At 43.6% G+C, this 25,676-nt stretch carries 30 protein-coding genes, 3 tRNA genes, 3 rRNA genes and 1 pseudogene; 30 read left to right on the top strand and 7 right to left on the bottom strand.

Annotated features, from left to right (window positions below; genetic code table 11):
- The first annotated feature begins 9 nt into the window (after positions 1-9).
- The 18 genes and pseudogenes from rplX (at position 10) to FVA72_RS20540 (ending at position 8,953) form a co-directional block, all read left to right on the top strand.
- On the top strand, positions 10-324 hold the full coding sequence (gene rplX, locus FVA72_RS20625) for a 50S ribosomal protein L24 (protein WP_004265452.1): 315 nt from the start codon (positions 10-12) through the stop codon (positions 322-324).
- A gap of 15 nt (positions 325-339) precedes the next feature.
- A complete protein-coding gene (gene rplE / locus FVA72_RS20620) occupies positions 340-879 on the top strand; it encodes a 50S ribosomal protein L5 (RefSeq protein WP_004265455.1) in 540 nt (179 codons plus the stop codon).
- A gap of 12 nt (positions 880-891) precedes the next feature.
- Entirely contained in the window at positions 892-1,197 is a 306-nt protein-coding gene (gene rpsN, locus FVA72_RS20615; RefSeq protein ID WP_004265458.1) for a 30S ribosomal protein S14, read from the top strand.
- A gap of 29 nt (positions 1,198-1,226) precedes the next feature.
- Positions 1,227-1,619 (top strand): 30S ribosomal protein S8, encoded by a 393-nt coding sequence (gene rpsH, locus FVA72_RS20610; RefSeq protein WP_004907134.1) that lies wholly within the window; start codon positions 1,227-1,229, stop codon positions 1,617-1,619.
- A gap of 14 nt (positions 1,620-1,633) precedes the next feature.
- Positions 1,634-2,167: a 50S ribosomal protein L6 gene (gene rplF, locus FVA72_RS20605; protein WP_004265464.1), complete on the top strand. Its 534-nt coding sequence runs from the start codon at positions 1,634-1,636 to the stop codon at positions 2,165-2,167.
- A 9-nt stretch (positions 2,168-2,176) separates the two neighbouring features.
- The gene (gene rplR / locus FVA72_RS20600) at positions 2,177-2,530 is read left to right on the top strand and encodes a 50S ribosomal protein L18 (RefSeq protein WP_004265467.1); all 354 of its coding nucleotides are present in this window, start codon (positions 2,177-2,179) and stop codon (positions 2,528-2,530) included.
- 14 nt (positions 2,531-2,544) lie between these two features.
- Positions 2,545-3,045, top strand: coding sequence for a 30S ribosomal protein S5 (gene rpsE / locus FVA72_RS20595; RefSeq protein ID WP_004265471.1), 501 nt, complete (start codon positions 2,545-2,547; stop codon positions 3,043-3,045).
- A gap of 6 nt (positions 3,046-3,051) precedes the next feature.
- On the top strand, positions 3,052-3,231 hold the full coding sequence (gene rpmD, locus FVA72_RS20590) for a 50S ribosomal protein L30 (protein WP_004265475.1): 180 nt from the start codon (positions 3,052-3,054) through the stop codon (positions 3,229-3,231).
- A gap of 3 nt (positions 3,232-3,234) precedes the next feature.
- On the top strand, positions 3,235-3,669 hold the full coding sequence (gene rplO, locus FVA72_RS20585) for a 50S ribosomal protein L15 (RefSeq protein ID WP_004265478.1): 435 nt from the start codon (positions 3,235-3,237) through the stop codon (positions 3,667-3,669).
- Between the two features lie 7 nt (positions 3,670-3,676).
- Entirely contained in the window at positions 3,677-5,002 is a 1,326-nt protein-coding gene (gene secY, locus FVA72_RS20580; protein ID WP_004265481.1) for a preprotein translocase subunit SecY, read from the top strand.
- 46 nt (positions 5,003-5,048) lie between these two features.
- Positions 5,049-5,165: a 50S ribosomal protein L36 gene (rpmJ, locus tag FVA72_RS20575; protein ID WP_004265484.1), complete on the top strand. Its 117-nt coding sequence runs from the start codon at positions 5,049-5,051 to the stop codon at positions 5,163-5,165.
- A 145-nt stretch (positions 5,166-5,310) separates the two neighbouring features.
- Entirely contained in the window at positions 5,311-5,667 is a 357-nt protein-coding gene (gene rpsM / locus FVA72_RS20570) for a 30S ribosomal protein S13 (RefSeq protein ID WP_004907144.1), read from the top strand.
- Positions 5,668-5,683: 16 nt separating this feature from the next.
- Positions 5,684-6,073: a 30S ribosomal protein S11 gene (rpsK, locus tag FVA72_RS20565; RefSeq protein ID WP_002919257.1), complete on the top strand. Its 390-nt coding sequence runs from the start codon at positions 5,684-5,686 to the stop codon at positions 6,071-6,073.
- A gap of 37 nt (positions 6,074-6,110) precedes the next feature.
- Positions 6,111-6,731 carry a 30S ribosomal protein S4 gene (gene rpsD / locus FVA72_RS20560; protein WP_004265487.1) on the top strand — a complete coding sequence of 207 codons (621 nt, stop codon included), beginning with the start codon at positions 6,111-6,113 and terminating at the stop codon, positions 6,729-6,731.
- Positions 6,732-6,756: 25 nt separating this feature from the next.
- Complete coding sequence (locus FVA72_RS20555; protein ID WP_004265491.1) at positions 6,757-7,746, top strand: DNA-directed RNA polymerase subunit alpha; 990 nt, start codon at positions 6,757-6,759, stop codon at positions 7,744-7,746.
- A 37-nt stretch (positions 7,747-7,783) separates the two neighbouring features.
- Positions 7,784-8,170, top strand: a complete 387-nt coding sequence (rplQ, locus tag FVA72_RS20550) for a 50S ribosomal protein L17 (RefSeq protein WP_004907152.1) — start codon at positions 7,784-7,786, stop codon at positions 8,168-8,170.
- 133 nt (positions 8,171-8,303) lie between these two features.
- Positions 8,304-8,720: a Zn(2+)-responsive transcriptional regulator gene (zntR, locus tag FVA72_RS20545; RefSeq protein ID WP_036959225.1), complete on the top strand. Its 417-nt coding sequence runs from the start codon at positions 8,304-8,306 to the stop codon at positions 8,718-8,720.
- Positions 8,721-8,753: 33 nt separating this feature from the next.
- Positions 8,754-8,953 (top strand): annotated as a pseudogene (locus tag FVA72_RS20540) (alternative ribosome-rescue factor A).
- Here the strand turns inward: FVA72_RS20540 and mscL are convergent.
- The 5 genes from mscL to def all read right to left on the bottom strand — a co-directional run bounded on the left by mscL (position 8,954) and on the right by def (position 13,727).
- Positions 8,954-9,364 carry a large-conductance mechanosensitive channel protein MscL gene (gene mscL / locus FVA72_RS20535; protein WP_004265501.1) on the bottom strand — a complete coding sequence of 137 codons (411 nt, stop codon included), beginning with the start codon at positions 9,362-9,364 and terminating at the stop codon, positions 8,954-8,956. It abuts the pseudogene before it with no gap.
- Positions 9,365-9,463: 99 nt separating this feature from the next.
- Complete coding sequence (gene trkA, locus FVA72_RS20530; RefSeq protein ID WP_004265502.1) at positions 9,464-10,840, bottom strand: Trk system potassium transporter TrkA; 1,377 nt, start codon at positions 10,838-10,840, stop codon at positions 9,464-9,466.
- Positions 10,841-10,876: 36 nt separating this feature from the next.
- Positions 10,877-12,160, bottom strand: a complete 1,284-nt coding sequence (gene rsmB / locus FVA72_RS20525) for a 16S rRNA (cytosine(967)-C(5))-methyltransferase RsmB (RefSeq protein ID WP_110591022.1) — start codon at positions 12,158-12,160, stop codon at positions 10,877-10,879.
- A gap of 69 nt (positions 12,161-12,229) precedes the next feature.
- Positions 12,230-13,177, bottom strand: a complete 948-nt coding sequence (gene fmt / locus FVA72_RS20520) for a methionyl-tRNA formyltransferase (protein ID WP_004265508.1) — start codon at positions 13,175-13,177, stop codon at positions 12,230-12,232.
- 28 nt (positions 13,178-13,205) lie between these two features.
- Positions 13,206-13,727, bottom strand: a complete 522-nt coding sequence (gene def / locus FVA72_RS20515) for a peptide deformylase (RefSeq protein WP_004265511.1) — start codon at positions 13,725-13,727, stop codon at positions 13,206-13,208.
- Between the two features lie 133 nt (positions 13,728-13,860).
- Between def and dprA the strand changes: the two genes are divergently transcribed.
- Genes dprA through FVA72_RS20490 form a run of 5 tightly spaced genes read left to right on the top strand, consistent with a single transcriptional unit; the run spans position 13,861 to position 17,164 of the window.
- Positions 13,861-14,937, top strand: a complete 1,077-nt coding sequence (dprA, locus tag FVA72_RS20510) for a DNA-processing protein DprA (RefSeq protein ID WP_036959221.1) — start codon at positions 13,861-13,863, stop codon at positions 14,935-14,937.
- 24 nt (positions 14,938-14,961) lie between these two features.
- Positions 14,962-15,501, top strand: coding sequence for a DNA topoisomerase family protein (locus FVA72_RS20505; protein WP_036959223.1), 540 nt, complete (start codon positions 14,962-14,964; stop codon positions 15,499-15,501).
- Between the two features lie 12 nt (positions 15,502-15,513).
- A complete protein-coding gene (gene tsaC, locus FVA72_RS20500; RefSeq protein WP_096865179.1) occupies positions 15,514-16,083 on the top strand; it encodes an L-threonylcarbamoyladenylate synthase type 1 TsaC in 570 nt (189 codons plus the stop codon).
- A gap of 5 nt (positions 16,084-16,088) precedes the next feature.
- On the top strand, positions 16,089-16,907 hold the full coding sequence (gene aroE, locus FVA72_RS20495) for a shikimate dehydrogenase (RefSeq protein ID WP_110591023.1): 819 nt from the start codon (positions 16,089-16,091) through the stop codon (positions 16,905-16,907).
- Positions 16,904-17,164 (top strand): DUF1488 domain-containing protein, encoded by a 261-nt coding sequence (locus FVA72_RS20490; protein WP_110591024.1) that lies wholly within the window; start codon positions 16,904-16,906, stop codon positions 17,162-17,164. Before aroE ends, FVA72_RS20490 begins: the two co-directional genes overlap by 4 nt.
- Here the strand turns inward: FVA72_RS20490 and FVA72_RS20485 are convergent.
- Positions 17,140-17,685, bottom strand: a complete 546-nt coding sequence (locus tag FVA72_RS20485) for a gamma carbonic anhydrase family protein (RefSeq protein ID WP_094963182.1) — start codon at positions 17,683-17,685, stop codon at positions 17,140-17,142. The genes FVA72_RS20490 and FVA72_RS20485 overlap by 25 nt on opposite strands.
- A 583-nt stretch (positions 17,686-18,268) precedes the next feature.
- On the opposite strand from FVA72_RS20485, the gene FVA72_RS20480 reads away from it, so the two are divergent.
- The 6 genes from FVA72_RS20480 (at position 18,269) to FVA72_RS20455 (ending at position 23,755) form a co-directional block, all read left to right on the top strand.
- Positions 18,269-19,808: ribosomal RNA gene (locus FVA72_RS20480) — 16S ribosomal RNA — on the top strand.
- A 133-nt stretch (positions 19,809-19,941) separates the two neighbouring features.
- Positions 19,942-20,017: transfer RNA gene (locus tag FVA72_RS20475), tRNA-Glu, on the top strand.
- Positions 20,018-20,366: 349 nt separating this feature from the next.
- Positions 20,367-23,275 (top strand): 23S ribosomal RNA (locus FVA72_RS20470).
- 144 nt (positions 23,276-23,419) lie between these two features.
- Positions 23,420-23,535, top strand: a 5S ribosomal RNA gene (rrf, locus tag FVA72_RS20465).
- The 16S, 23S and 5S rRNA genes sit together here with 3 tRNA genes alongside, the layout of an rRNA operon.
- Positions 23,536-23,594: 59 nt before the next feature.
- Positions 23,595-23,671, top strand: a tRNA-Asp gene (locus FVA72_RS20460).
- Between the two features lie 8 nt (positions 23,672-23,679).
- A tRNA-Trp gene (locus FVA72_RS20455) sits at positions 23,680-23,755 on the top strand.
- A 572-nt stretch (positions 23,756-24,327) separates the two neighbouring features.
- Here the strand turns inward: FVA72_RS20455 and hdfR are convergent.
- A complete protein-coding gene (gene hdfR / locus FVA72_RS20450; protein WP_004906133.1) occupies positions 24,328-25,167 on the bottom strand; it encodes an HTH-type transcriptional regulator HdfR in 840 nt (279 codons plus the stop codon).
- Positions 25,168-25,279: 112 nt separating this feature from the next.
- On the opposite strand from hdfR, the gene FVA72_RS20445 reads away from it, so the two are divergent.
- Positions 25,280-25,618, top strand: a complete 339-nt coding sequence (locus tag FVA72_RS20445) for a DUF413 domain-containing protein (RefSeq protein ID WP_036958821.1) — start codon at positions 25,280-25,282, stop codon at positions 25,616-25,618.
- The last annotated feature ends 58 nt before the right edge of the window (positions 25,619-25,676 follow it).

Below are 25,676 nucleotides of genomic sequence, written 5' to 3'. Positions count from 1 at the left end.
GAGCGAACTATGGCAGCGAAAATCCGTCGTGATGACGAAGTTATCGTGCTAACTGGGAAAGACAAAGGTAAGCGCGGTAAAGTAAAGCAGGTTATTTCTTCTAGTAAAGTTATCGTTGAAGGTATCAATCTGGTTAAAAAACATCAGAAGCCTGTACCGGCTCTGAACCAACCAGGTGGCATCGTTGAAAAAGAAGCGGCTATTCAAGTTTCTAACGTTGCAATCTTTAACGCGGCAACTGGTAAGGCTGACCGTGTAGGCTTTAGATTCGAAGACGGCAAAAAAGTCCGTTTCTTCAAATCTAACAGTGAAACTATCAAGTAATTTTTGGAGTATACGATGGCGAAACTGCATGATTACTATAAAGACGAAGTAGTTAATAAACTCATGACCGAGTTTAGCTACACTTCTGTCATGCAAGTCCCTCGGGTCGAGAAGATCACCCTGAATATGGGTGTTGGTGAAGCGATTGCTGATAAAAAACTGCTGGATAATGCAGCAGCTGATTTAACAGCGATCTCAGGTCAAAAACCTTTGATCACCAAAGCACGCAAATCTGTTGCAGGCTTCAAAATCCGTCAGGGCTATCCAATCGGCTGTAAAGTAACCCTGCGTGGCGAACGCATGTGGGAGTTCCTTGAGCGTCTGATTTCTATTGCTGTACCACGTATTCGTGACTTCCGTGGCTTGTCCGCTAAGTCTTTCGATGGTCGCGGTAACTACAGCATGGGTGTTCGTGAACAAATCATCTTCCCTGAAATCGATTACGATAAAGTGGATCGCGTACGTGGTTTAGATATTACTATCACCACTACTGCGAAATCAGATGACGAAGGTCGCGCACTGTTAGCAGCGTTCAACTTCCCGTTCCGCAAGTAAGGCAGGGTACTCATGGCTAAGAAATCTATGAAAGCGCGTGATGTTAAACGTGCTAAATTAGCTGAGAAATTCTTCGCAAAACGCGTAGAACTGAAAGCTATCATCTCTGATGTTAAAGCATCTGATGAAGATCGCTGGGACGCTGTTCTCAAGCTGCAAACACTGCCACGTGATTCAAGTCCTTCTCGTCAGCGTAACCGCTGCCGTCAAACAGGGCGTCCGCACGGTTTCCTGCGGAAGTTTGGTCTGAGCCGTATTAAAGTCCGTGAAGCCGCTATGCGCGGTGAAATCCCGGGCCTTAAAAAGGCAAGTTGGTAATTCCATTTGAATCACGGGAGTAAAGACAGATGAGCATGCAAGATCCCATCGCGGATATGCTGACCCGTATCCGTAACGGTCAGGCCGCGAACAAAGTTGCGGTCACCATGCCTTCCTCCAAGCTGAAAGTGGCAATTGCCAAAGTGCTGAAGGAAGAAGGTTATATTGAAGATTTTAAAATTGAAGGCGACATCAAGCCAGAACTGGAACTGACTTTACGTTATTTCCAAGGTAAGGCTGTTGTAGAAAGCATTCAGCGTGTAAGCCGCCCAAGTCTGCGCATCTATAAGAAAAAAGATGAGCTGCCACAAGTTATGGCTGGTTTAGGTATCGCTGTTGTTTCTACCTCTAAAGGTGTCATGACTGATCGTGCAGCTCGCCAAGCTGGTCTTGGTGGCGAGATTCTCTGCTACGTAGCTTAATTCGGGAGGAAAGAATGTCTCGTGTGGCAAAAGCACCCGTCGTCATTCCTGCCGGCGTAGAGGTAAAACTCAACGGTCAGGTTATTTCGATTAAGGGTAAAAACGGCGAGCTTACTCGTACTATCCATAATGCAGTTGAAGTTAAAAGCGAAGACAATCAACTGACTTTCGCACCACGCGAAGGTTTTGATGATGCATGGGCACAAGCGGGTACTACTCGTTCACTGTGTAATGCAATGGTTGTTGGTGTTACCGAAGGCTTCACTAAAAAGCTTCAACTGGTCGGTGTTGGTTACCGTGCAGCAATCAAAGGCAATGCAGTAAGCTTGTCTTTAGGTTTCTCGCATCCGGTTGAACACGCACTGCCAGCAGGCATTACTGCTGAATGTCCAACACAAACTGAAATCGTACTGAAAGGTGCGGATAAGCAAGTGATTGGTCAAGTTGCAGCAGAACTGCGTGCTTACCGTCGTCCTGAGCCTTACAAAGGTAAAGGTGTTCGTTACGCCGATGAAATCGTGCGTACCAAAGAGGCTAAGAAGAAGTAAGGTAACACTATGGATAAGAAAGCAGCTCGTATCCGTCGTGCGACCCGCGCACGCCGTAAGATCCAAGAGTTGGGTGCGACTCGCCTGGTGGTACATCGTACTCCACGCCATATTTATGCGCAGGTTATCGCACCGAACGGTTCTGAAACATTGGTTGCAGCTTCTACTACAGAAAAAGCTATCAATGAGCAAGTGAAATTCACTGGAAACAAAGATGCAGCAGCAGTAGTTGGTAAATTAATTGCTGAACGCGCACTGGAAAAAGGCATCACTGTTGTTGCTTTTGACCGTTCTGGTTTCCAATATCATGGTAGAGTCCAGGCACTGGCAGATGCTGCCCGTGAAGCTGGCCTTCAGTTCTAAGGTAGAGGTGTAAGATGGCTCACATCGAAAAACAAGCTGGCGAACTGCAGGAAAAGCTGATCGCGGTAAACCGCGTAGCAAAAACCGTTAAAGGTGGCCGTATTTTCAGCTTTACCGCACTGACTGTAGTTGGTGATGGTAACGGTCGCGTTGGTTTTGGCTACGGCAAAGCGCGCGAAGTTCCGGCAGCAATCCAGAAAGCGATGGAAAAAGCCCGTCGCAGTATGAAAACCGTTGCTCTAAACAACGGCACATTGTTCCACCCTGTGAAAGGTACACACACTGGTTCTCGTGTGTTTATGCAACCTGCTCACGAAGGTACCGGTATCATTGCCGGCGGTGCAATGCGTGCTGTTTTAGAAGTAGCTGGAGTTCGCAACGTACTGGCTAAAACCTATGGTTCCACTAACCCAATCAACGTGGTTCGTGCAACACTGGATGCTTTAGACAGCATGAAGTCTCCAGAAATGGTCGCAGCTAAGCGTGGAAAATCCGTCGAAGAAATTCTGGGGTAATCGGCTATGGCTAAGACTATTAAAATTACACAAGTTCGCAGTTCAATCGGTCGTCTGCCTAAGCATAAGGCAACACTGGTCGGTTTAGGTCTGCGTCGCATTGGTCATACAGTAGAGCGCGAGGATACTCCTGCTGTACGTGGTATGGTCAACTTGGTTTCCTACATGGTTAAAGTTGAGGAGTAAGAGATGCGTTTAAATACTCTGTCTCCGGCTGAAGGTGCCAAGCACGCGCCTAAACGCGTAGGTCGTGGTATCGGTTCTGGTCTCGGTAAAACCGGCGGCCGTGGTCACAAAGGTCAGAAATCTCGTTCTGGCGGTGGCGTACGTCGTGGTTTCGAAGGTGGCCAGATGCCTTTATACCGTCGTCTGCCGAAATTCGGCTTCACTTCACGCAAAGCAATGATCACTGCAGAGATTCGTCTGTCTGATTTTGCTGCTGTTGAAGGCGATGTTATTGATCTGAACGCACTGAAAGCCGCGAACGTTGTTGGCATCCAGATTGAATATGCGAAAGTTATTCTGTCTGGCGAAGTGAACCGTGCAGTTACTGTACGTGGCCTTCGTGTTACTAAAGGTGCTCGCGCTGCAATCGAAGCTGCCGGCGGTAAAATTGAGGAATAAGTGACAGATGGCTAAACAACCAGGATTAGATTTTCAAAGTGCCAAGGGTGGAGCTGGCGAACTTAAACGCAGACTTTTGTTTGTAATTGGTGCGCTAATTGTTTTCCGAATTGGTTCTTTTATTCCAATCCCTGGTATTGATGCCACTGTGCTTGCCAAATTGCTCGAACAGCAACAAGGCACCATCATTGAAATGTTTAACATGTTCTCTGGTGGTGCTCTTAGCCGTGCTTCTATCTTTGCTTTGGGTATCATGCCGTATATTTCGGCATCGATTATCATCCAATTATTATCAGTGGTTAATCCACGGTTAGCAGAGATTAAGAAGGAAGGAGAAGCAGGTCGTCGGAAGATAAGCCAATATACTCGTTGGGGTACTCTGGTATTAGCAATATTCCAATCTATTGGTATTGCAATGGGTCTACCGAATATGCCAGGGATGCAAGGGTTAGTTATTGATCCGGGTCTCCCGTTCTACTTTACGGCTGTTGTTAGCTTGGTCACGGGGACTATGTTCCTTATGTGGTTAGGTGAGCAGATAACTGAAAGAGGTATCGGTAACGGTATTTCTATCATTATCTTTGCTGGTATTGTTGCGGGATTACCGCCGGCTATTGGCCATACCATCGAGCAAGCTCGGCAAGGCGATCTGCACTTCCTCCTGTTGCTGTTGGTTGCGGTGTTAGTATTCGCGGTTACATTCTTTGTTGTGTTTATGGAACGTGGTCAACGTCGTATCGTCGTTAATTACGCTAAACGTCAGCAAGGCCGCCGTGTTTACGCAGCACAAAGTACACATTTACCGTTAAAAGTGAATATGGCGGGTGTAATTCCTGCAATTTTTGCTTCCAGTATCATACTATTCCCGGGTACAATAGCTTCTTGGTTTGGTGATGGAACTGGCTGGGACTGGCTGACTACAATTTCTATGTATTTACAGCCTGGTCAACCGTTATATGTGTTACTTTATGCATCTGCGATCATCTTCTTCTGTTTCTTCTATACGGCGTTGGTTTTCAACCCGAGAGAAACAGCAGATAACCTGAAGAAGTCCGGTGCATTTGTACCAGGAATTCGTCCGGGAGAGCAAACGGCCAAGTACATTGATAAGGTAATGACTCGCTTAACATTAGTTGGCGCATTATATATTACCTTCATCTGCCTAATCCCGGAGTTCATGCGTGACGCAATGAAAGTACCTTTCTATTTTGGTGGTACTTCCCTCTTAATCGTGGTTGTCGTTATCATGGACTTTATGGCTCAAGTGCAAACTCTGATGATGTCAAGTCAGTATGAGTCTGCATTGAAGAAAGCAAACCTGAAAGGTAAGTAATCATTTAGTGTGATTATGGTTTGCTTAGAAGTTACGGAGAGTAAAAATGAAAGTTCGTGCTTCCGTCAAGAAATTATGCCGTAACTGCAAAATTATTCGTCGCAATGGTAGCGTTCGTGTAATTTGTAGTGTTGAACCAAGACATAAACAACGTCAAGGTTAAGAAAAAGCATTTTTTTCTTGCAAAGTTGGGTTGAGCTGGCTAAATTAGCCAGCCAATCTTTTTTATCTAAGATACATTATTGTTTGAGTATCCTGAAAACGGGCTTTTCAGCACAGTAATGTATATTTTAACTTAGGAGTGCATAGTGGCCCGTATAGCAGGCATTAACATTCCTGATCATAAACATACTGTAATCGCTTTAACATCGATTTTCGGTATCGGCAAAACTCGTTCACAGGCTATCTGTGAAGCAACTGGTATTGCTGAAAATGTTAAGATCAGTGAGCTGTCTGAAGAACAAATCGACAAGCTGCGTGACGAAGTTGCTAAATACGTTGTAGAAGGTGACTTACGTCGTGAAATTACCCTGAGCATCAAGCGTCTGATGGACCTTGGATGTTACCGTGGTTTACGTCATCGTCGTGGTCTTCCTGTGCGCGGACAGCGTACTAAGACTAACGCTCGTACCCGTAAGGGTCCGCGTAAGCCGATCAAGAAATAAGTCGGGGTATTGAATAATGGCAAAAGCACCAATTCGTGCACGTAAGCGTGTAAGAAAACAAGTCTCAGACGGTGTGGCTCATATCCATGCTTCTTTCAACAACACAATCGTTACTATTACAGACCGTCAAGGTAACGCATTGGGTTGGGCAACTGCCGGTGGTTCCGGTTTCCGTGGTTCTCGCAAATCCACTCCGTTTGCAGCTCAGGTTGCAGCAGAGCGTTGCGCAGAAGCCGTGAAAGAATACGGTATCAAGAACCTGGAAGTTATGGTTAAGGGACCGGGTCCGGGTCGCGAATCAACAATTCGTGCTCTGAACGCCGCTGGTTTCCGCATCACTAATATTACTGATGTGACTCCTATCCCTCATAACGGTTGTCGCCCACCGAAAAAACGTCGCGTTTAATACGTTTCGTTTTTTTTAGGACTGTTGGAGAAAGAAAATGGCTAGATATTTGGGTCCTAAGCTCAAGCTGAGCCGTCGCGAAGGAACAGACCTCTTCCTGAAGTCTGGTGTTCGCGCGATTGACACCAAGTGTAAATTAGAACAGGCTCCAGGCCAGCACGGTGCGCGTAAACCGCGTCTGTCTGACTATGGCGTCCAGTTACGTGAAAAACAAAAAGTTCGTCGTATCTACGGTGTTCTGGAACGTCAATTCCGTAACTATTACAAAGAAGCAACACGTCTGAAAGGCAACACAGGTGAAAACCTGCTGACTTTGCTGGAAGGTCGTCTTGATAACGTCGTTTACCGTATGGGCTTTGGCGCAACTCGCGCAGAAGCACGTCAAATGGTTAGCCATAAAGCTATCATGGTAAATGGCCGTGTAGTTAATATCGCTTCTTATCAGGTTTCCCCGAATGACGTTATCAGCGTTCGTGAGAAAGCTAAAAAACAGTCTCGTATTAAGGCTGCTTTAGAGCTGGCTGAACAGCGTGAGAAGCCAACTTGGCTGGAAGTTGATGCTGCTAAAATGGAAGGTGTGTTCAAACGTATTCCTGAACGTACTGACTTGTCTGCGGACATTAACGAACACCTGATCGTCGAGCTTTACTCCAAGTAAAGCTTAGCACCAAAGAGAGGACACAATGCAGGGTTCTGTGACAGAGTTTCTAAAACCGCGCCTGGTAGATATCGAGCAAGTGAGTTCGACGCACGCTAAGGTGACCCTTGAGCCTTTAGAGCGTGGCTTTGGCCATACTCTTGGTAACGCACTGCGCCGTATTCTGCTTTCGTCTATGCCGGGTTGTGCGGTGACAGAGGTTGAGATTGATGGTGTACTGCATGAGTACAGCACCAAAGAAGGTGTACAGGAAGATATCCTGGAGATTCTCCTCAACCTGAAAGGGCTGGCGGTAAAAGTTCAGGGGAAAGATGAAGTTATTTTAACCTTGAATAAATCTGGCATTGGCCCTGTGACTGCAGCCGACATCATCCATGATGGTGATGTCGAAATCGTCAAGCCACAGCACATCATCTGCCACCTGACTGACGAAAGCGCATCTATTAATATGCGAATTAAAGTACAGCGTGGTCGTGGTTATGTGCCGGCTTCTGCCCGAGTTCATTCGGAAGAAGATGAGCGCCCAATCGGTCGTTTGTTAGTCGATGCTTGCTACAGCCCAGTAGAGCGTATTGCCTACAATGTTGAAGCAGCTCGTGTTGAGCAACGTACAGACTTGGATAAGTTAGTTATTGAAATGGAAACTAACGGTACAATCGATCCTGAAGAGGCGATTCGCCGTGCGGCAACCATTCTGGCTGAACAACTTGAAGCTTTTGTTGACTTACGTGATGTACGTCAGCCTGAAGTTAAAGAAGAAAAACCAGAATTCGATCCTATCTTATTGCGCCCAGTTGACGATCTGGAATTGACTGTCCGCTCTGCTAACTGCCTCAAAGCAGAAGCTATCCACTACATCGGTGATCTGGTACAGCGTACAGAAGTTGAGTTGCTTAAAACTCCGAATCTTGGTAAGAAATCTCTTACTGAAATTAAGGACGTCTTGGCATCTCGTGGTCTTTCTCTGGGCATGCGCTTAGAAAATTGGCCACCAGCAAGTATTGCTGATGATTAAGATCACAGGTTAAGGTTTTACTGAGAAGGATAAGGTCATGCGCCATCGTAAGAGTGGTCGTCAATTGAACCGCAACAGCAGCCACCGCCAAGCTATGTTCCGTAACATGGCAGGTTCTTTAGTTCGTCATGAAATCATCAAGACGACTCTGCCTAAAGCGAAAGAACTGCGTCGCGTCGTTGAGCCGCTGATTACTCTTGCCAAGACCGACAGCGTAGCTAATCGTCGTCTGGCATTCGCACGTACTCGTGATAACGAGATCGTTGCAAAATTATTTAATGAACTGGGACCTCGTTTCGCAGCTCGTGCAGGTGGTTACACTCGTATTCTTAAGTGTGGCTACCGCACAGGTGACAACGCTCCGATGGCTTACATCGAGCTTGTTGACCGTGCTGTTGAGTCTCAAGAAGCAGCTGCAGAGTAATCTGCTGTCGCTTTCAAGAAAACCGGGTATATTTGCCCGGTTTTTTTGTACCTGCTATTCTTACTTCTTCAAATAAATTTATTCCCTTGATTTTTTCGTGGTTAACCCATATCTACAGGTAAGTATTATGAGCATGTATAAGATAGGTGAACTTGCTAGGCTAGCAGATGTGACGCCTGATACGATTCGTTTTTATGAAAAACAAGGTTTGATGGGACATAAAGAAAGAACAGAAGGTGGGTATCGGTTATTTACGGAACAAGACCTACAGCGACTGCGTTTTATTCGTTATGCAAAACAGTTAGGTTTTACTTTAGAAGCTATCACTGAACTACTTTCAATACGAGTGGATCCTGAACATCATACCTGCCAAGAATCTAAACAGATTGTTGATCTCAGATTACTTGAAGTTGAAAAAAAGATACAAGAGCTTATTATTATGCGCGATTCGCTGAAGATGTTAAGTTCAGCATGTTGTGGAGAAGAACATGCGACAACCTATTGCTCCATTATGGAAATACTAGAAAAAGGCGCATCTAAAGTTTATTAATTATACAATCTGCTAATTATATGAGGGTATATCATGAGTAAATATCAACATAAACGTGGTGAGATTAAAGATAATGCGATTGAAGCATTACTACATGATCCACTATTTCGCCAAAGAGTTGAAAAAAACAAAAAAGGAAAAGGTAGTTATACAAGAAAAGAAAAAATAAGAAGTCAGTTAACTGGGAGGCCAGCGGTAATAGGTTTATTTACTTATTACCACTGGCCTTTTAGTTAATTTTTATTTTGTTCTTTTAAAAGATCACGAATTTCTGATAACAGAACTTCTTCTTTAGATGGTGGGGCCGGCTCTGCTGGTGCGGCTTCTTTTTCACGGCGAACTTTATTCATGACCTTAATTGCCATAAAGATAGCGAACGCAACAATAACGAAGTCAAAAACGGTTTGTATAAACATACCATAATTTAGTACTACTGCTGGTAAATCACCTTGCGCTTCTTTTAATACTACGCTGAATGATTTGAAATCAACACCTCCGATTAGTAAACCTAGCGGAGGCATAATGACATCAGCAACTAATGAAGATACGATTTTACCAAATGCAGCACCAATAATAATACCAACTGCCATATCCACTACATTGCCCTTCATAGCAAATTCGCGGAAATCTTTTAAAAAGCTCATTAGACGACCCCTTAATAAATAACTCAATTGAAACAAAACATGTATTAGGTTAACAAATTATAGTCGCTAAAATTATTAAGCTACAAATATTTGCTATTTTTATAAAAAGAATGGACTTGGCTGAAATAATTTTTCAACTTCGGGTACATACTTTTTATCTGTAATAAACATAATGACATGGTCACCTTGTTCAATTATATGGTAATCACTAGCTATAATGACTTCTTCTTCACGAACAATTGCACCAATAATAGTTCCAGGAGGAAGTTTAATTTCAGATATTTTTTTGCCAACAACTTTTGACGTATTTTCATCACCGTGTGCAATTGCCTCAATAGCTTCCGCAACGCCTCTTCTTAAAGATGAAACATTGACTATATCCGCTTTTCTTACATGGCTTAATAAAGCAGAAATAGTTGCCTGTTGAGGTGAAATCGCAATATCAATCACCCCACCTTGAACGAGTTCAACGTATGCAGAGCGTTGTATAAGAACCATTGCTTTTTTAGCCCCCATTTTTTTTGCTAACATAGCAGACATAATATTAGCTTCATCATCATTTGTTAGGGCAATAAAAACATCCATTTGCTCAATATGTTCTTCTGTGAGTAGTTCTTGGTCGGATGCATCGCCATAAAATACAATGGTATCATGCAGCAATTCAGCAAGTTCTGTTGCGCGCTTCTGGTTGCGCTCAATAAGTTTCACGCTGTAATCTTTTTCTAGTCGCCTTGCTAGACCGGCTCCGACGTTACCACCACCGACTATCATCAAACGTTTGTATGGTTTTTCTAGTCTTTGCAGCTCGCTCATTACGGCTCGGATATGTTGTGTTGAAGCAACAAAAAAAACCTCATCACCCGCTTCAATAATTGTTGAGCCTTGAGGGCGAATAGGTCTATCTTGACGGAAAATAGCGACAACACGAGTATCAATATGTGGCATGTGTTCGCGTAAGCTCGATAGTGCATTACCAACGAGTGAGCCGCCATAATAAGCTTTTACAGCAACTATGCTAACTTTGCCTTCTGCAAAGTTTACAACCTGAAGGGCGCCAGGGTATTGAATTAATTTATAGATATAGTCGATAACTAGTTGTTCTGGCGATATTAAGTAGTCAATCGGGATTTGTTCAGGTAGAAACAATTTGTCGGCTTCACGGATATATTCAGTCGCCCTGATACGCGCTATTTTATTTGGGGTATTAAATAGGCTATATGCAATTTGGCAGGCAATCATGTTAGTTTCATCTGAATTGGTAACGGCTACTAACATATCCGCATCTTCTGCGCCTGCATCTCGAAGCACTCTAGGGTGAGAGCCATGACCATTTACCACTCGAAGATCGAATTGATCCTGTAATTGACGTAACCGATCAGCATCGGTATCAACGACGGTAATATCATTGTTCTCATCAACTAAATTTTCAGCAAGCGTTCCGCCAACTTGCCCAGCACCTAGAATAATGATCTTCATTACATCTTCCTATATCAGAGAGCTGGCTACAATTTACTACACTTTTTTGACTAAGCGTGCATAAAAGAAACCATCACCACCATTAGTACTTGGTAATACTTGTAACCCAGCATCGGTTCCATCATTTAGACTGGCGTCATTATGTTTAGATAGGAAATTTTGTATTTGCTTTCCATTTTCTTCGGGCATAATTGAGCATGTCGCATAAAGTAGAGTACCGCCCGGTTTTAAATAAGGCCAGATAGCTTCGAGAATTTGAGCTTGTAGTTGCGCCAATTCATTTATATCCGAATCACGGCGTAGCCATTTAATATCAGGATGACGCCTAATAACGCCTGTAGCGGAACAAGGTGCATCAAGTAAAATACGGTCAAATTGCTGATCTTTCGCCCATTTTTCAGGCTGTGTGCCGTCTCCTTGTATAACAACAGCATGTTGCTTAAGACGAATTAGATTTTCTTTCACTCTTTTAAGGCGATATTCATCGATATCTACAGCAATAACATTCGCTCTAGGGGATAATTCTAAAATATGGGTTGTTTTTCCACCTGGTGCTGCACATAAATCTAAAATACTTTCCCCATTTTGAGGTTCTAGCAATTCAGCGCAGCCTTGAGCTGAGACATCTTGTACTGTTGACCAGCCATCTTCAAAGCCCGGAAGACGAGATACTGCGGTGGGTTCATCTAACCGAATAGCATTTGGATGTGAGGGGTGCAAATGTGCGGTTATCTCAGATTGTTCTAGTAAGTTGAGATATTGTGCAGCAGTGTGATGTTGAGAGTTTACTCTTAACCACATAGGTGGGCGTTGGTTATTTGCTTCAATAATAGATTGCCAATCCTCTGGATAGGCAGTTTGTAGGCGTTTTAATAACCAGCTTGGATGTAAATATTGGCTAGTGTTGTTAGCAATCCTTTCTTCTAATTGTACTTGTTGGCGCTGAAATGAACGTAATACGCCATTAATAAGCCCTTTTAATTGGGGCTTTTTCAGTGCAACTGCGCCATCTACTGTTTCTGCTAATGCAGCATGAGGCGGTATACGAGTATAAAGTAGCTGGTAGATGCCTACCATAATTAAGTAATGTAGGGTTCTTTGTTTACCCGTTAATGGTTTTTCCATTAGCTGGCTAATAAACCATTCAAGTTTAGGTAAATAACGTAAAACGCCAAAGCAAATTTCTTGTAATAAAGCTTTATCTTTATCATTGATATTGCGTTGTAAGTCAGGCAGTACAGTGCTTAATGATTGGCCGTTATCAAGGACTTGGAAAATTGCTGTTGCCGCGATACTACGCAAATTATATGTGTTTTTCATATGGTGAGGATGAATTCATTAGTGACTGAAATAAAACTGCCTGAAGGTATCAGGCAGTTTACAAGTTCGTTATGCTAGAACTTGCTCTGGGGTAAACCATTCGCGACGAGAGTTTAGGATATCTTGTGCACTCATTGCTTTTTTGCCAGGCGGTTGTAGCTGAGTAATATTTAGTATGCCATTTCCTGTGGCAATGCATATACCTTTTTTGTCAGCGCTAATAATTGTTCCTGGTTGCTTATCATGTGCTTCTTCGAGTGCTTCAGCTTGCCAAACTTTAATGAGTTGTTCTTCAACCATGAAATAACTCATTGGCCAAGGATTGAAAGCACGAATACAGCGCTCAATATGTACAGCATCATCTTGCCAATTAATGCGAGCTTCTTCTTTTGATAATTTTTCAGCGTAATTTGCTAATGAATCATCTTGTTTTTCAGCTGTGCATTGGCCTGAGGATAGCATTTCAACAGTATGAATTAATGCTTCTGGGCCTATTATTGCTAACTTGTCATATAACGAGGCGCTTGTATCACTAGGGTTAATTGGACAAATTGCTTTGTAAAGCATGTCTCCAGTATCTAAACCTGCATCCATTTGCATAATAGTCACACCCGTTTCAGTATCACCAGCCCAAATAGAACGTTGAATTGGTGCCGCTCCTCTCCAGCGAGGTAACAAAGAGCCGTGAACATTCAAGCAACCTAAGCGAGGAATATCGAGAACGGCTTGCGGTAGAATCAGGCCATAGGCAACAACTATCATTAAGTCTGCATTTTGGTTTTTTATCCACTGCTGGTTTTCGCTATCTTTAAGAGATACTGGTTGAAAAACAGGGATTTGGTGTTCTTCAGCGAGAACCTTGACAGGGCTCGGAGTTAACTTTTTACCTCTTCCCGCAGGTTTATCATGGCGAGTGAGGACGCCAACGATTTGGTGTCTAGTATCTAAGAGAGCAGCTAAATGTTTGGCCGCAAAATCGGGGGTACCCGCAAAAATAATTTTTAATGGCTCTGACACGTTAATTTCCCTATTTATATGTAGCGAATTAGCTATTTTTGGCTTCTTTTGCTCTTAGTCTGTCTAACTTTTCAACTTTCTGGCGGATGCGCTGACGTTTTAAAGGCGATAAATAGTCAACGAATAGTTTACCAACAAGGTGGTCCATCTCATGTTGGATACAGATAGCTAATAAACCATCAGCCTCCAGTTCAAAAGACTCTCCGTTATAGTTTAGCGCGCGAACTTTTACCTGCTCAGCACGAGGGACGAAGCCATGTTGTTCTGGAATAGACAAGCAACCTTCTTCGATCCCCGTTTCCCCTGATTTATCTAGTAATTCAGGGTTAATAAGAACTAAGCGATCATCACGAGTTTCAGACACATCAATAACGATGATTCTCTGGTGGATATCAACTTGTGTTGCTGCAAGGCCAATACCTTCTTCTTCATACATGGTATCGAACATATCATCAACGATACGCTGTATAGAAGCATCAACTTTGTCTACTGGCTTAGCAATTGTGCGTAAGCGTTCGTCTGGGTAATGTAATACGTTTAAGACTGACATAAATTTTTCGAGCAGTTTCCAAAATGTGAATGGGAATTAATGACTATTCTAGACATTTCTCATTCATATTGACAGTATTGGTTATGATTTGTTCACTGAAGAACCTATTTGTTGATGAGTCAGGATGACAATAATGAATATCCAAGAAATTTGGTTAAGAATGTCACAGGTTAAAAGGTTATTACCTCTGAATGCAGTAAGAATAATTAATGAGCTAAAACAACTAAATAAAATTAGCTATCAGACTTTACACCATCATGGTTTGAATGAAATACAGCAATTACAGTTTATGAATGTCTCTATGCACCGGCTTGAGAAAGTACAGGCATGGCTTTCAAATAAACATCATCAAATGATTACTTTCTGTGATTCCCATTACCCTTTTTTATTAAAGCAAATTTACCGTCCTCCTCTTTTATTATTTGTCGTGGGAAAAAGTGAATTATTGGTAACGCCACAAATTGCTGTAGTTGGAAGTCGTAGAGCAAGTGAATACGGCAGAATATGGACTAACCTATTTGTGAAGAGCTTTGTCCATCATGGTATAACCATCACCAGTGGGCTTGCATTAGGTATCGACGGTATAAGCCATAAGGCTGCCCTTGATAATCGAGGTGAAACAATTGCGGTTTTAGGTAGCGGGTTAGCGAATATTTATCCACGTCAACATACTGAATTGGCTGAAAAAATCAAAAATTATGGTGCTTTGATTTCAGAATATTGGCCTGATGCACCACCATTACCTAAACAATTTCCCAAGAGAAACCGTATTATTAGTGGGTTAAGTAAAGCAGTTATTGTAATCGAAGCAGGGATGAAAAGTGGCTCACTGATAACCGCTAGGTATGCATTAGAGCAAAACCGCGACTTATTTACATTGCCTGCTCCATTAGGTAACTCTGCATTTCATGGCAACCATTGGTTATTACAGCAGGGAGCTTATCTATTAGCTGAACCTGAGGATGTTTTACAGCATATAGGTGATGGGTTAAATTGGATACAAACCGAATTACCTATAGAACAGGCACCACTTGAGTTTAATGTGGTAGAAAATAAAATTTTAGGTATGGTTGGGTACCAAGCGACACCAGTAGATGTCATTGCAGAACAAACCCAAATTCCAGTTACTCAAATTATTACCATATTAACTGAGATGGAAATTAATGGGGTAGTTAGCTCGGGGGCTGGTGGGTATACCAGAGTAACTTAGTTAAAAGCAACAGTAGAGAAAAACATGTCTAAACAACTGCCCTTCGATACAGAAAAAAATGAACATTGTCCAGAATGCGATTCTTTGCTTGTTATCCGCAATAGTTCACATGGGCCTTTTTTAGGTTGTTCAAGTTATCCACAATGTCATTATATGAGACCGCTAAGACCTACGGTGGAAAGTCATATAATTAAAGTATTAGAAGGTCAACATTGTCCTAAATGTAGTCACGACCTAGTGCTTAAGCAAGGCCGATTTGGCATGTTTATTGGTTGTAGTAATTATCCTGAATGTGAACATATTGAGCTAATTGATAAACCGGATGAAACTAAAATTTCTTGTCCGCAATGCCAAAAAGGGAATTTATTACAGAGAAAATCGCGTTATGGTAAGACTTTTTATGCTTGCGACAATTACCCTAACTGTCAGTTTATATTAAATAATAAGCCTATTAATGGTAAATGTAAGTATTGTGAGTATCCATTACTTATGGAAAAAAGGGGGGGACAGGGAGTAAGATTATTTTGTGCCAGCAAACGCTGCGGTAAACAACAAGAAGAATAATGAGTTAAAACTATGTCAAATATATCTACACCTGCAATTGAAAGTATTATTAGTTCATTACAACATGAGGAGGTTATTGCCTATCCAACAGAAGCCGTATTTGGTTTAGGTTGTGACCCTGATAGTGAAACAGCGGTATATAAGTTATTAGAGTTAAAGCAACGCCCTTGGGAAAAAGGATTAATCCTTATCGCTGATAGCTACGAGCAATTAAAAGACTATATAGATGATGAGCAACTAACAGAAGAACAAAAGCAAGCGATGTTTGCAACATGGCCGGGGCCAGTAACATGGGTGATCCCGGCAAAAGTAACGACTCCAAAATGGTTGACAGGTCGGTTTGATACTATCGCAGTGAGAGTTACAGACCATGAATTAGTAAAAAAATTATGCCGTCATTATGGCAAACCTTTGGTATCTACAAGTGCTAATTTAAGTGGGTTAGAGCCTTGTAGGACAACTGAAGATGTTATTGCACAGTTCAACGGGAGTATTCCTGTTCTTGATGGAATGGTCGGTGGTCGTCAAAACCCATCTGAAATAAGAGATGCAAAAACAGGGCAATTATATCGTAAAGGATAATATTGATGGAAATGTTTGCGGTTTTTGGTAATCCAATTCAACACAGTAAATCACCTGTTATACATAAAATGTTTGCAGAGCAAACAGGGGTTTCCCTTGAATATGAAAAAGTCCTAGCACCAATCGAGGGATTCGAACAAAGTCTAATAGGTTTTTTTTCTCAGGGTGGAAAGGGCGCAAACATTACTTTGCCATTTAAGGAGCGTGCTTTTCAGGCTGTTTCTGAATTAACTGCAAGAGCTCAAGTTTGTGGCGCTGTTAATACGGTGATGAAGCTTGATGATAATCGATTGTTGGGCGACAACACCGATGGAATGGGGCTTTTGTTAGATTTACAACGTTTAAAGTTTGTTCATCCAAATAGCCGAATATTAATGATTGGTGCTGGTGGTGCGACACGTGGAGCATTATTGCCACTTTTAGAATATGGCTGTGATATCACTTTGACAAATAGAACCTTTTCTAAGGTTGAATTATTAGTTAATGAATTTTCAGCACTAGGTAAAATGTGCGGGAAAGAGATCTCACAGATCGTATCTGCTGATTTTGATCTGATTATCAATGCGACTTCATCTGGTGTAAGTGGAGAGGTTCCTGCAATCAATCCAAATGTGTTTAGCGATCAAGTTGCATGCTATGACATGTTTTATCAATCATCATTAACGCCCTTCCTTGAGTTTGTGACTCAACATCAAGTGACTAAAATAGCCGATGGCCTAGGTATGCTAGTAGGGCAAGCCGCGTTTTCTTTTAAACTATGGCATGGCATTCTTCCTGAAATTACACCTGTTCTATCTGCCTTATATAAGGAATTGAAAGGGTGAATCAGCAAATTCAATTCCCTGATAGAGAAGAGTGGGATGCGCTATCCAAGCAAGTACGCTTTCCTGTGTTGATCAGCGGAATGCTTGCGGAATGTGCAATTCCTCAGTCATTGTTATTTCAACGTTATGGTAAAGAAGAAACACCTTTGAGTTTATTTCAGCAGTATCGATGGGATATAGAAGAAGAGTTTGAAGCCTTGATTGAACAAGGCCTCGATGATGACGATGGGCTTTACATATTATCAGAAGCTAAATAGTTATTTTTCCATTCGACATAGTTATTCGCTGAATAACGTAAATGGCTTAACTCAGCATCAGTCAATTTTCGGATGGCTTTTGCTGGGCTCCCTGTATATAAGTAACCGGATTCGAGCCTTTTCCCTTGGGTCACTAAACTGTTAGCCCCAATAATAACGTCATCTTCCACTATAGCTCCATCAATAACAATTGAACCCATTCCAACCAGCACTCTATTTCCTATAGTGCAACCATGTAACATAACTTTATGACCAATGGTGACATCTTCTCCAATAATTAACGGGTTCCCCTCAGGGTTACTTGCGGATTTATGTGTGACATGTAGAACTGAGCCATCTTGAATATTGGTACGTGCACCAATAGAAATATAGTTAACATCACCACGCAAAACAGAAAGAGGCCAAATACTGACATCATCAGCTATGCGAACATCTCCAATTACAACAGAAGATGGGTCAATGAAAACGCGTGCATTAATAGAAGGGTAAATACCTAAATAAGGACGTAAAAGTGTGTTCATAGTGATAACCGTAAAAAAGAAATAAAAGATAGCAGTTAAATAACTCATTAGTTCATTATGAATTTATGAGCGAGTAGGTTGCTAAAGTTAGAATTATAGGCATGAAGTCGTTTCTTTTATAACCGTTATGCGGTGAAAAAGCACAAGGTGGCTATTTTATCCGCAAACAGAGTTTTTTTTTAAAAAAAAGGTTGTGTAATTCTGAAGGCTCCCTATAATGCGCATCCGTTGTCACGACAAACCGGTTAGAAGAAAACTTCGTAACCCAGTGATAACAGAGGTGAGAAAGAAAAAAGTTGAAAATAAACGCTTGACTTTCTAAATAAAAAACGTATTATACGACACCTCGCGACAACGACCTGATTCACGGAATCCGGTTCAAAAATCGAAAGATTCAGTCGCAACGCTCTTTAACAATTTATCAGACAATCTGTGTGGGCACTCACAGGACACTATCAAAAAAATATTTGATTTTAAGTCTTGAAGAGTGACTAACACGTTAATTCATATATATGAACTAATAGGTAATATGTTTTCGCAAGAAGACATACGACAGTAAACATTCTTTGAGCATCAAGCTTTTTAATTGAAGAGTTTGATCATGGCTCAGATTGAACGCTGGCGGCAGGCCTAACACATGCAAGTCGAGCGGTAACAGGGGAAGCTTGCTTCTCGCTGACGAGCGGCGGACGGGTGAGTAATGTATGGGGATCTGCCCGATAGAGGGGGATAACTACTGGAAACGGTAGCTAATACCGCATAATCTCTAAGGAGCAAAGCAGGGGAACTTCGGTCCTTGCGCTATCGGATGAACCCATATGGGATTAGCTAGTAGGTGAGGTAATGGCTCACCTAGGCGACGATCCCTAGCTGGTCTGAGAGGATGATCAGCCACACTGGGACTGAGACACGGCCCAGACTCCTACGGGAGGCAGCAGTGGGGAATATTGCACAATGGGCGCAAGCCTGATGCAGCCATGCCGCGTGTATGAAGAAGGCCCTAGGGTTGTAAAGTACTTTCAGTCGGGAGGAAGGCGTTGATGCTAATATCATCAACGATTGACGTTACCGACAGAAGAAGCACCGGCTAACTCCGTGCCAGCAGCCGCGGTAATACGGAGGGTGCAAGCGTTAATCGGAATTACTGGGCGTAAAGCGCACGCAGGCGGTTGATTAAGTTAGATGTGAAATCCCCGGGCTTAACCTGGGAATGGCATCTAAGACTGGTCAGCTAGAGTCTTGTAGAGGGGGGTAGAATTCCATGTGTAGCGGTGAAATGCGTAGAGATGTGGAGGAATACCGGTGGCGAAGGCGGCCCCCTGGACAAAGACTGACGCTCAGGTGCGAAAGCGTGGGGAGCAAACAGGATTAGATACCCTGGTAGTCCACGCTGTAAACGATGTCGATTTGAAGGTTGTTCCCTAGAGGAGTGGCTTTCGGAGCTAACGCGTTAAATCGACCGCCTGGGGAGTACGGCCGCAAGGTTAAAACTCAAATGAATTGACGGGGGCCCGCACAAGCGGTGGAGCATGTGGTTTAATTCGATGCAACGCGAAGAACCTTACCTACTCTTGACATCCAGAGAATTTAGCAGAGATGCTTTAGTGCCTTCGGGAACTCTGAGACAGGTGCTGCATGGCTGTCGTCAGCTCGTGTTGTGAAATGTTGGGTTAAGTCCCGCAACGAGCGCAACCCTTATCCTTTGTTGCCAGCGATTCGGTCGGGAACTCAAAGGAGACTGCCGGTGATAAACCGGAGGAAGGTGGGGATGACGTCAAGTCATCATGGCCCTTACGAGTAGGGCTACACACGTGCTACAATGGCGTATACAAAGAGAAGCGACCTCGCGAGAGCAAGCGGAACTCATAAAGTACGTCGTAGTCCGGATTGGAGTCTGCAACTCGACTCCATGAAGTCGGAATCGCTAGTAATCGTAGATCAGAATGCTACGGTGAATACGTTCCCGGGCCTTGTACACACCGCCCGTCACACCATGGGAGTGGGTTGCAAAAGAAGTAGGTAGCTTAACCTTCGGGAGGGCGCTTACCACTTTGTGATTCATGACTGGGGTGAAGTCGTAACAAGGTAACCGTAGGGGAACCTGCGGTTGGATCACCTCCTTACCATTGAAGTGTTTTTGTGAAGTGCTCACACAGATTGTCTGATAGAAAGTAGAGCAATAGGCTATACGTGGTAGACTTATTCAAGAGAATAGGACTTACATGAGATACCGCAGCAGTATGTGCAATATCTTGTGTCCCCTTCGTCTAGAGGCCTAGGACACCGCCCTTTCACGGCGGTAACAGGGGTTCGAATCCCCTAGGGGACGCCAATTGCGCCGATATCGAGTGAAAGACGATGTCCCCAATAATGATTAAGCCAATTATATTGTAGTTGGTTTAACAATTATGCTCTTTAACAATCTGGAACAAGCTGAAAATTGAAAACAACGCACATTGTTTATCGCTTAAACAATGTGAGAGTCTCTCAAAATTTCAGACCTGAAATTTTCGGTCACTTTAGCGAGTGGCATGAGCGAGCAGTCAGTCCTTCGCGGCGGCCAGCGCACAGCAAGCGCAGCATACATAAGTATGTGAGCATTGCGAGCACTGCCCAACAAAGAAGGAATGCACGCACAGCCATGACAGTAAGGTGAACGTTGAAACAATTTCGGGTTGTGAGGTTAAGCGACTAAGCGTACACGGTGGATGCCTAGGCAATCAGAGGCGATGAAGGACGTGCTAATCTGCGATAAGCGTCGGTAAGGTGATATGAACCGTTACAACCGACGATTTCCGAATGGGGAAACCCAGTGCAATTCGTTGCACTATCGTTTGATGAATACATAGTCAAACGAAGCGAACCGGGGGAACTGAAACATCTCAGTACCCCGAGGAAAAGAAATCAACCGAGATTCCCCTAGTAGCGGCGAGCGAACGGGGAGCAGCCCAGAGTCTTAATCAGCATTAGCATCAGGAGAACGGTCTGGAAAGTCCGGCAGTAAAGGGTGATAGCCCCGTATCCGAAGATGTTAGTGTTGTGAACTCGACGAGTAGGGCGGGACACGTGTTATCCTGTCTGAATATGGGGGGACCATCCTCCAAGGCTAAATACTCCTGATTGACCGATAGTGAACCAGTACCGTGAGGGAAAGGCGAAAAGAACCCCGGCGAGGGGAGTGAAATAGAACCTGAAACCGTGTACGTACAAGCAGTGGGAGCCTTGATTTATCAGGGTGACTGCGTACCTTTTGTATAATGGGTCAGCGACTTATATTCTGTAGCAAGGTTAACCGTATAGGGGAGCCGTAGGGAAACCGAGTCTTAACTGGGCGAATAAGTTGCAGGGTATAGACCCGAAACCCGGTGATCTAGCCATGGGCAGGTTGAAGGTTGGGTAACACTAACTGGAGGACCGAACCGACTAATGTTGAAAAATTAGCGGATGACTTGTGGCTGGGGGTGAAAGGCCAATCAAACCGGGAGATAGCTGGTTCTCCCCGAAAGCTATTTAGGTAGCGCCTCGTGAACTCATCTTCGGGGGTAGAGCACTGTTTCGACTAGGGGGTCATCCCGACTTACCAACTCGATGCAAACTACGAATACCGAAGAATGTTATCACGGGAGACACACGGCGGGTGCTAACGTTCGTCGTGAAGAGGGAAACAACCCAGACCGCCAGCTAAGGTCCCAAAGTCATAGTTAAGTGGGAAACGAAGTGGGAAGGCTCAGACAGCCAGGATGTTGGCTTAGAAGCAGCCATCATTTAAAGAAAGCGTAATAGCTCACTGGTCGAGTCGGCCTGCGCGGAAGATGTAACGGGGCTAAACTATGCACCGAAGCTGCGGCAGCGATATGTAAATATTGTTGGGTAGGGGAGCGTTCTGTAAGCCTGTGAAGGTGTGCTGTGAGGCATGCTGGAGGTATCAGAAGTGCGAATGCTGACATAAGTAACGATAATGCGGGTGAAAAACCCGCACGCCGGAAGACCAAGGGTTCCTGTCCAACGTTAATCGGGGCAGGGTGAGTCGACCCCTAAGGCGAGGCAGAAATGCGTAGTCGATGGGAAACGGGTTAATATTCCCGTACTGGTGATAATTGCGATGGGGGGACGGAGAAGGCTAGGCTATCCGGGCGACGGTTGTCCCGGTTTAAGAATGTAGGCAGGTGAATTAGGCAAATCCGGTTCACTACATGCTGAGGTTCGATGACGAGTCACTACGGTGATGAAGTAGCTCATGCCCCGCTTCCAGGAAAAGCCTCTAAGCTCTAGATTATCATTAATCGTACCCCAAACCGACACAGGTGGTCAGGTAGAGAATACTCAGGCGCTTGAGAGAACTCGGGTGAAGGAACTAGGCAAAATGGTGCCGTAACTTCGGGAGAAGGCACGCTGGCATTAGGTGAAGTGATTTACTCATGGAGCTGAAGCCAGTCGCAGATACCAGCTGGCTGCAACTGTTTATTAAAAACACAGCACTGTGCAAACACGAAAGTGGACGTATACGGTGTGACGCCTGCCCGGTGCTGGAAGGTTAATTGATGGGGTTATCCGTAAGGAGAAGCTCTTGATCGAAGCCCCAGTAAACGGCGGCCGTAACTATAACGGTCCTAAGGTAGCGAAATTCCTTGTCGGGTAAGTTCCGACCTGCACGAATGGCGTAATGATGGCCAGGCTGTCTCCACCCGAGACTCAGTGAAATTGAACTCGCTGTGAAGATGCAGTGTACCCGCGGCAAGACGGAAAGACCCCGTGAACCTTTACTATAGCTTGACACTGAACATTGAGCCTTGATGTGTAGGATAGGTGGGAGGCTTCGAAGCGTGGACGCCAGTCTGCGTGGAGCCAACCTTGAAATACCACCCTTTAATGTTTGATGTTCTAACGTTGCCCCATTATCTGGGGTGCGGACAGTGTCTGGTGGGTAGTTTGACTGGGGCGGTCTCCTCCCAAAGAGTAACGGAGGAGCACGAAGGTTGGCTAAGCATGGTCGGACATCATGCGGTTAGTGCAAAGGCATAAGCCAGCTTGACTGCGAGAGTGACGGCTCGAGCAGGTACGAAAGTAGGTCTTAGTGATCCGGTGGTTCTGAATGGAAGGGCCATCGCTCAACGGATAAAAGGTACTCCGGGGATAACAGGCTGATACCGCCCAAGAGTTCATATCGACGGCGGTGTTTGGCACCTCGATGTCGGCTCATCACATCCTGGGGCTGAAGTAGGTCCCAAGGGTACGGCTGTTCGCCGTTTAAAGTGGTACGCGAGCTGGGTTTAGAACGTCGTGAGACAGTTCGGTCCCTATCTGCCGTGGGCGTTGGAAGATTGAAAGGGGCTGCTCCTAGTACGAGAGGACCGGAGTGGACGCACCACTGGTGTTCGGGTTGTCATGCCAATGGCATTGCCCGGTAGCTAAGTGCGGAAGAGATAACCGCTGAAAGCATCTAAGCGGGAAACTTGCCTTGAGATGAGTCTTCCCTGACTCTTTAAGAGTCCTAAAGGAACGTTTAAGACTAAGACGTTGATAGGTTGGGTGTGTAAGCGTAGCGATACGTTGAGCTAACCAATACTAATGAACCGTGAGGCTTAACCTGACAACACCGAAGGTGTTTTAGAGAGATAGAGTTGTTTTCGAGAAGTGAGAAGCCGAAAGGTGAAGGACACGCAGCTTGTTTGAGATTGAGGTTCTGGTTTAAGGAAGGTGAAAACCAAATTAAACGGGAACAAAACAGAATTTGTCTGGCGGCAATAGCGCGGTGGTCCCACCTGACCCCATGCCGAACTCAGCAGTGAAACGCCGTAGCGCCGATGGTAGTGTGGGGTCTCCCCATGTGAGAGTAGGGAACTGCCAGACATTAATTAAAGGTTTATTGCTCAATAAGCAGTAAACAGCCGAAAGGCAAAAGAATAAGTGGAGCGGTAGTTCAGTTGGTTAGAATACCTGCCTGTCACGCAGGGGGTCGCGGGTTCGAGTCCCGTCCGTTCCGCCACTTAATTTAGGGGCGTAGTTCAATTGGTAGAGCACCGGTCTCCAAAACCGGGTGTTGGGAGTTCGAGTCTCTCCGCCCCTGCCAGTTACCAATTAAGTAATAATAAAAGAAGTATCTATTGATAACCCGATTAGTTTAATCGGGTTTTTCTTTATTCGTATGACTATAAATATAAAGTTATTTTTCCCCTTCTGCTAATTTTCAATTTATTTTATCCCATTAGCTATCCCACTGTTTTGTATCTCTTAATCGTATTCACTATTTAAATACACTGTGATGTTACGTTCTCCCAGCTACTTTTTATTTTCACCATCTTATATTTATTTTTCGTATCATCAGTGAGTTGTTACTTACGACTTTATACTTCTCAATGTATTCACAGGTTGAATAATATTTTGTTGTGCTCAATATTTAAGTTAGAAAAATGAGCGTATATATAAAGTTGGTAGTTTAATTTTTATTAAGCTCAAAAATTATCTTGCTGAAAAAGCAAAATATCATTGTATTGCTGTATGAATATTGGTCAGTTATCTGTTATTGATATATCTTATTAAAAAACAAAATGAAGTATCAATTAAGATTATTTTGCAGAGATCTATAGTTTGTTTATGGGATCATAGGAAGGTGAGTGGATTTGTTACTCACCTTCTTATTTTTTATTCACTTAACTGTGCATTTTTTATTGGAGTTTTAATCAGTTGATTGATAAGAGCTTGCTGATCGTTTTTCTGGAGCCAAACTGCATACAAAGGTTTGTTTATTGAGGTTTCTGAGAGCGTTTTTAAGCCCGGATATTGATATACCCAATGAGCAGGTAAAAATGCCGCTGAAAGCGATACAGGAAGTAATTGGCGGGTAATATGGGCTGAGGTAGTGATCATAACAGGTGTGTCATCTTGAGTTAATGAAGGTTCATTTTTTGGATGGAAGTCAGCACCCCATTCAAGCCTTATAAAATTATATTTTGTGAGTGCAATATTTTTTTGGGAAGCCATGAGTTGTAAGTCAATCGTACCGATGATTGTACTTTCAAACTCATCCATTTTAGGTGGTTCAGTTGCGATTAATAAGTCTAATTCTCTAGAATGTAGTTGCTTAACAAGAGACTGGCGCGTTGAAACCCTAGCTTCGAGCCGCAGTTCATCATGTTGATTATAAAGTTCTTCTACCCAGTCAGTTAGATAACCTTCCCAAAGTGAAGCTGTTGCACCAATAGAAAGCTCTGTGTGTTGTGAGGCATGAGATATTTCTTTTTTAGCTTGCAGCCAGGTATTCATTAACGATTCAGCATATGGAACAAGCCTTTCTCCTGCAGCTGTTAACCGGATATTATTTCTATGCCGCGTAAATAGGCTTGTACCTAATTGTGTTTCTAATTGCCTAATACGGAAGCTAACCGCTGATTGCGTTAAATAGAGTGATTCTGCGGCTCGACCAAAGTGCCTAGTTTTACTGACCTCTAAAAAAGTTCTCAATAACTCGCTGTCCACATGCATCTCCAATTATTTTTGTCGTGATGATTTAAATGTTTTGTTTTACAGATTGTCAATGCTGTCTAATACTCCGCGCCATATAGAGTTTGACTGTAATAAGTTAGGAGTGTGTCAGATGGCAGATAGCTTCATCACGACTAATCGTTTTTTTGATAACAAACATTACCCACGTGGCTTTTCTCGTCATGGTGATTTCACCATTAAAGAAGCTCAGTTGCTAGAACGTCTCGGCCAAGCTTTTAATGAGCTTGATACAGGTAAACGTGCACCTCAGACAGAAGAAGAAAAACTTTTCGTCGCTGTATGCCGTGGTGAACGTGAACCGGCTACCCCAGAAGAAAAAGTTTGGACAAAATATTCTAGCCGTATTAACCGTCCAAAACGCTTCCATACTTTATCTGGCGGTAAACCGCAGATAGACCCATCGGAAGACTACACTGATACAGATGATTAATATTATCATCGTATGATAAGAGGGACTTCGGTCCCTTTATTTCTACGGGATAATAAGT

The organism is Providencia sp. PROV061 (genome assembly GCF_011045655.1).
Taxonomy (GTDB): domain Bacteria; phylum Pseudomonadota; class Gammaproteobacteria; order Enterobacterales; family Enterobacteriaceae; genus Providencia; species Providencia hangzhouensis.
The sequence above is the reverse complement of the archived record's forward strand: the minus strand, read 5'-3'. Positions and strand labels throughout refer to the sequence as shown.

Excerpts from the sequence above, each read along its gene's own strand:
- rplX (WP_004265452.1), top strand. The coding sequence starts at position 10 with ATGGCAGCGAAAATCCGTCGTGATGACGAAGTTATCGTGCTAACTGGG.
- rplE (WP_004265455.1), top strand. The coding sequence starts at position 340 with ATGGCGAAACTGCATGATTACTATAAAGACGAAGTAGTTAATAAACTC.
- rpsN (WP_004265458.1), top strand. The coding sequence starts at position 892 with ATGGCTAAGAAATCTATGAAAGCGCGTGATGTTAAACGTGCTAAATTA.
- rpsH (WP_004907134.1), top strand. The coding sequence starts at position 1,227 with ATGAGCATGCAAGATCCCATCGCGGATATGCTGACCCGTATCCGTAAC.
- rplF (WP_004265464.1), top strand. The coding sequence starts at position 1,634 with ATGTCTCGTGTGGCAAAAGCACCCGTCGTCATTCCTGCCGGCGTAGAG.
- rplR (WP_004265467.1), top strand. The coding sequence starts at position 2,177 with ATGGATAAGAAAGCAGCTCGTATCCGTCGTGCGACCCGCGCACGCCGT.
- rpsE (WP_004265471.1), top strand. The coding sequence starts at position 2,545 with ATGGCTCACATCGAAAAACAAGCTGGCGAACTGCAGGAAAAGCTGATC.
- rpmD (WP_004265475.1), top strand. The coding sequence starts at position 3,052 with ATGGCTAAGACTATTAAAATTACACAAGTTCGCAGTTCAATCGGTCGT.
- rplO (WP_004265478.1), top strand. The coding sequence starts at position 3,235 with ATGCGTTTAAATACTCTGTCTCCGGCTGAAGGTGCCAAGCACGCGCCT.
- secY (WP_004265481.1), top strand. The coding sequence starts at position 3,677 with ATGGCTAAACAACCAGGATTAGATTTTCAAAGTGCCAAGGGTGGAGCT.
- rpmJ (WP_004265484.1), top strand. The coding sequence starts at position 5,049 with ATGAAAGTTCGTGCTTCCGTCAAGAAATTATGCCGTAACTGCAAAATT.
- rpsK (WP_002919257.1), top strand. The coding sequence starts at position 5,684 with ATGGCAAAAGCACCAATTCGTGCACGTAAGCGTGTAAGAAAACAAGTC.
- rpsD (WP_004265487.1), top strand. The coding sequence starts at position 6,111 with ATGGCTAGATATTTGGGTCCTAAGCTCAAGCTGAGCCGTCGCGAAGGA.
- FVA72_RS20555 (WP_004265491.1), top strand. The coding sequence starts at position 6,757 with ATGCAGGGTTCTGTGACAGAGTTTCTAAAACCGCGCCTGGTAGATATC.
- rplQ (WP_004907152.1), top strand. The coding sequence starts at position 7,784 with ATGCGCCATCGTAAGAGTGGTCGTCAATTGAACCGCAACAGCAGCCAC.
- zntR (WP_036959225.1), top strand. The coding sequence starts at position 8,304 with ATGTATAAGATAGGTGAACTTGCTAGGCTAGCAGATGTGACGCCTGAT.
- mscL (WP_004265501.1), bottom strand. The coding sequence starts at position 9,364 with ATGAGCTTTTTAAAAGATTTCCGCGAATTTGCTATGAAGGGCAATGTA.
- trkA (WP_004265502.1), bottom strand. The coding sequence starts at position 10,840 with ATGAAGATCATTATTCTAGGTGCTGGGCAAGTTGGCGGAACGCTTGCT.
- rsmB (WP_110591022.1), bottom strand. The coding sequence starts at position 12,160 with ATGAAAAACACATATAATTTGCGTAGTATCGCGGCAACAGCAATTTTC.
- def (WP_004265511.1), bottom strand. The coding sequence starts at position 13,727 with ATGTCAGTCTTAAACGTATTACATTACCCAGACGAACGCTTACGCACA.
- dprA (WP_036959221.1), top strand. The coding sequence starts at position 13,861 with ATGAATATCCAAGAAATTTGGTTAAGAATGTCACAGGTTAAAAGGTTA.
- FVA72_RS20505 (WP_036959223.1), top strand. The coding sequence starts at position 14,962 with ATGTCTAAACAACTGCCCTTCGATACAGAAAAAAATGAACATTGTCCA.
- tsaC (WP_096865179.1), top strand. The coding sequence starts at position 15,514 with ATGTCAAATATATCTACACCTGCAATTGAAAGTATTATTAGTTCATTA.
- aroE (WP_110591023.1), top strand. The coding sequence starts at position 16,089 with ATGGAAATGTTTGCGGTTTTTGGTAATCCAATTCAACACAGTAAATCA.
- FVA72_RS20485 (WP_094963182.1), bottom strand. The coding sequence starts at position 17,685 with ATGAACACACTTTTACGTCCTTATTTAGGTATTTACCCTTCTATTAAT.
- hdfR (WP_004906133.1), bottom strand. The coding sequence starts at position 25,167 with ATGCATGTGGACAGCGAGTTATTGAGAACTTTTTTAGAGGTCAGTAAA.
- FVA72_RS20445 (WP_036958821.1), top strand. The coding sequence starts at position 25,280 with ATGGCAGATAGCTTCATCACGACTAATCGTTTTTTTGATAACAAACAT.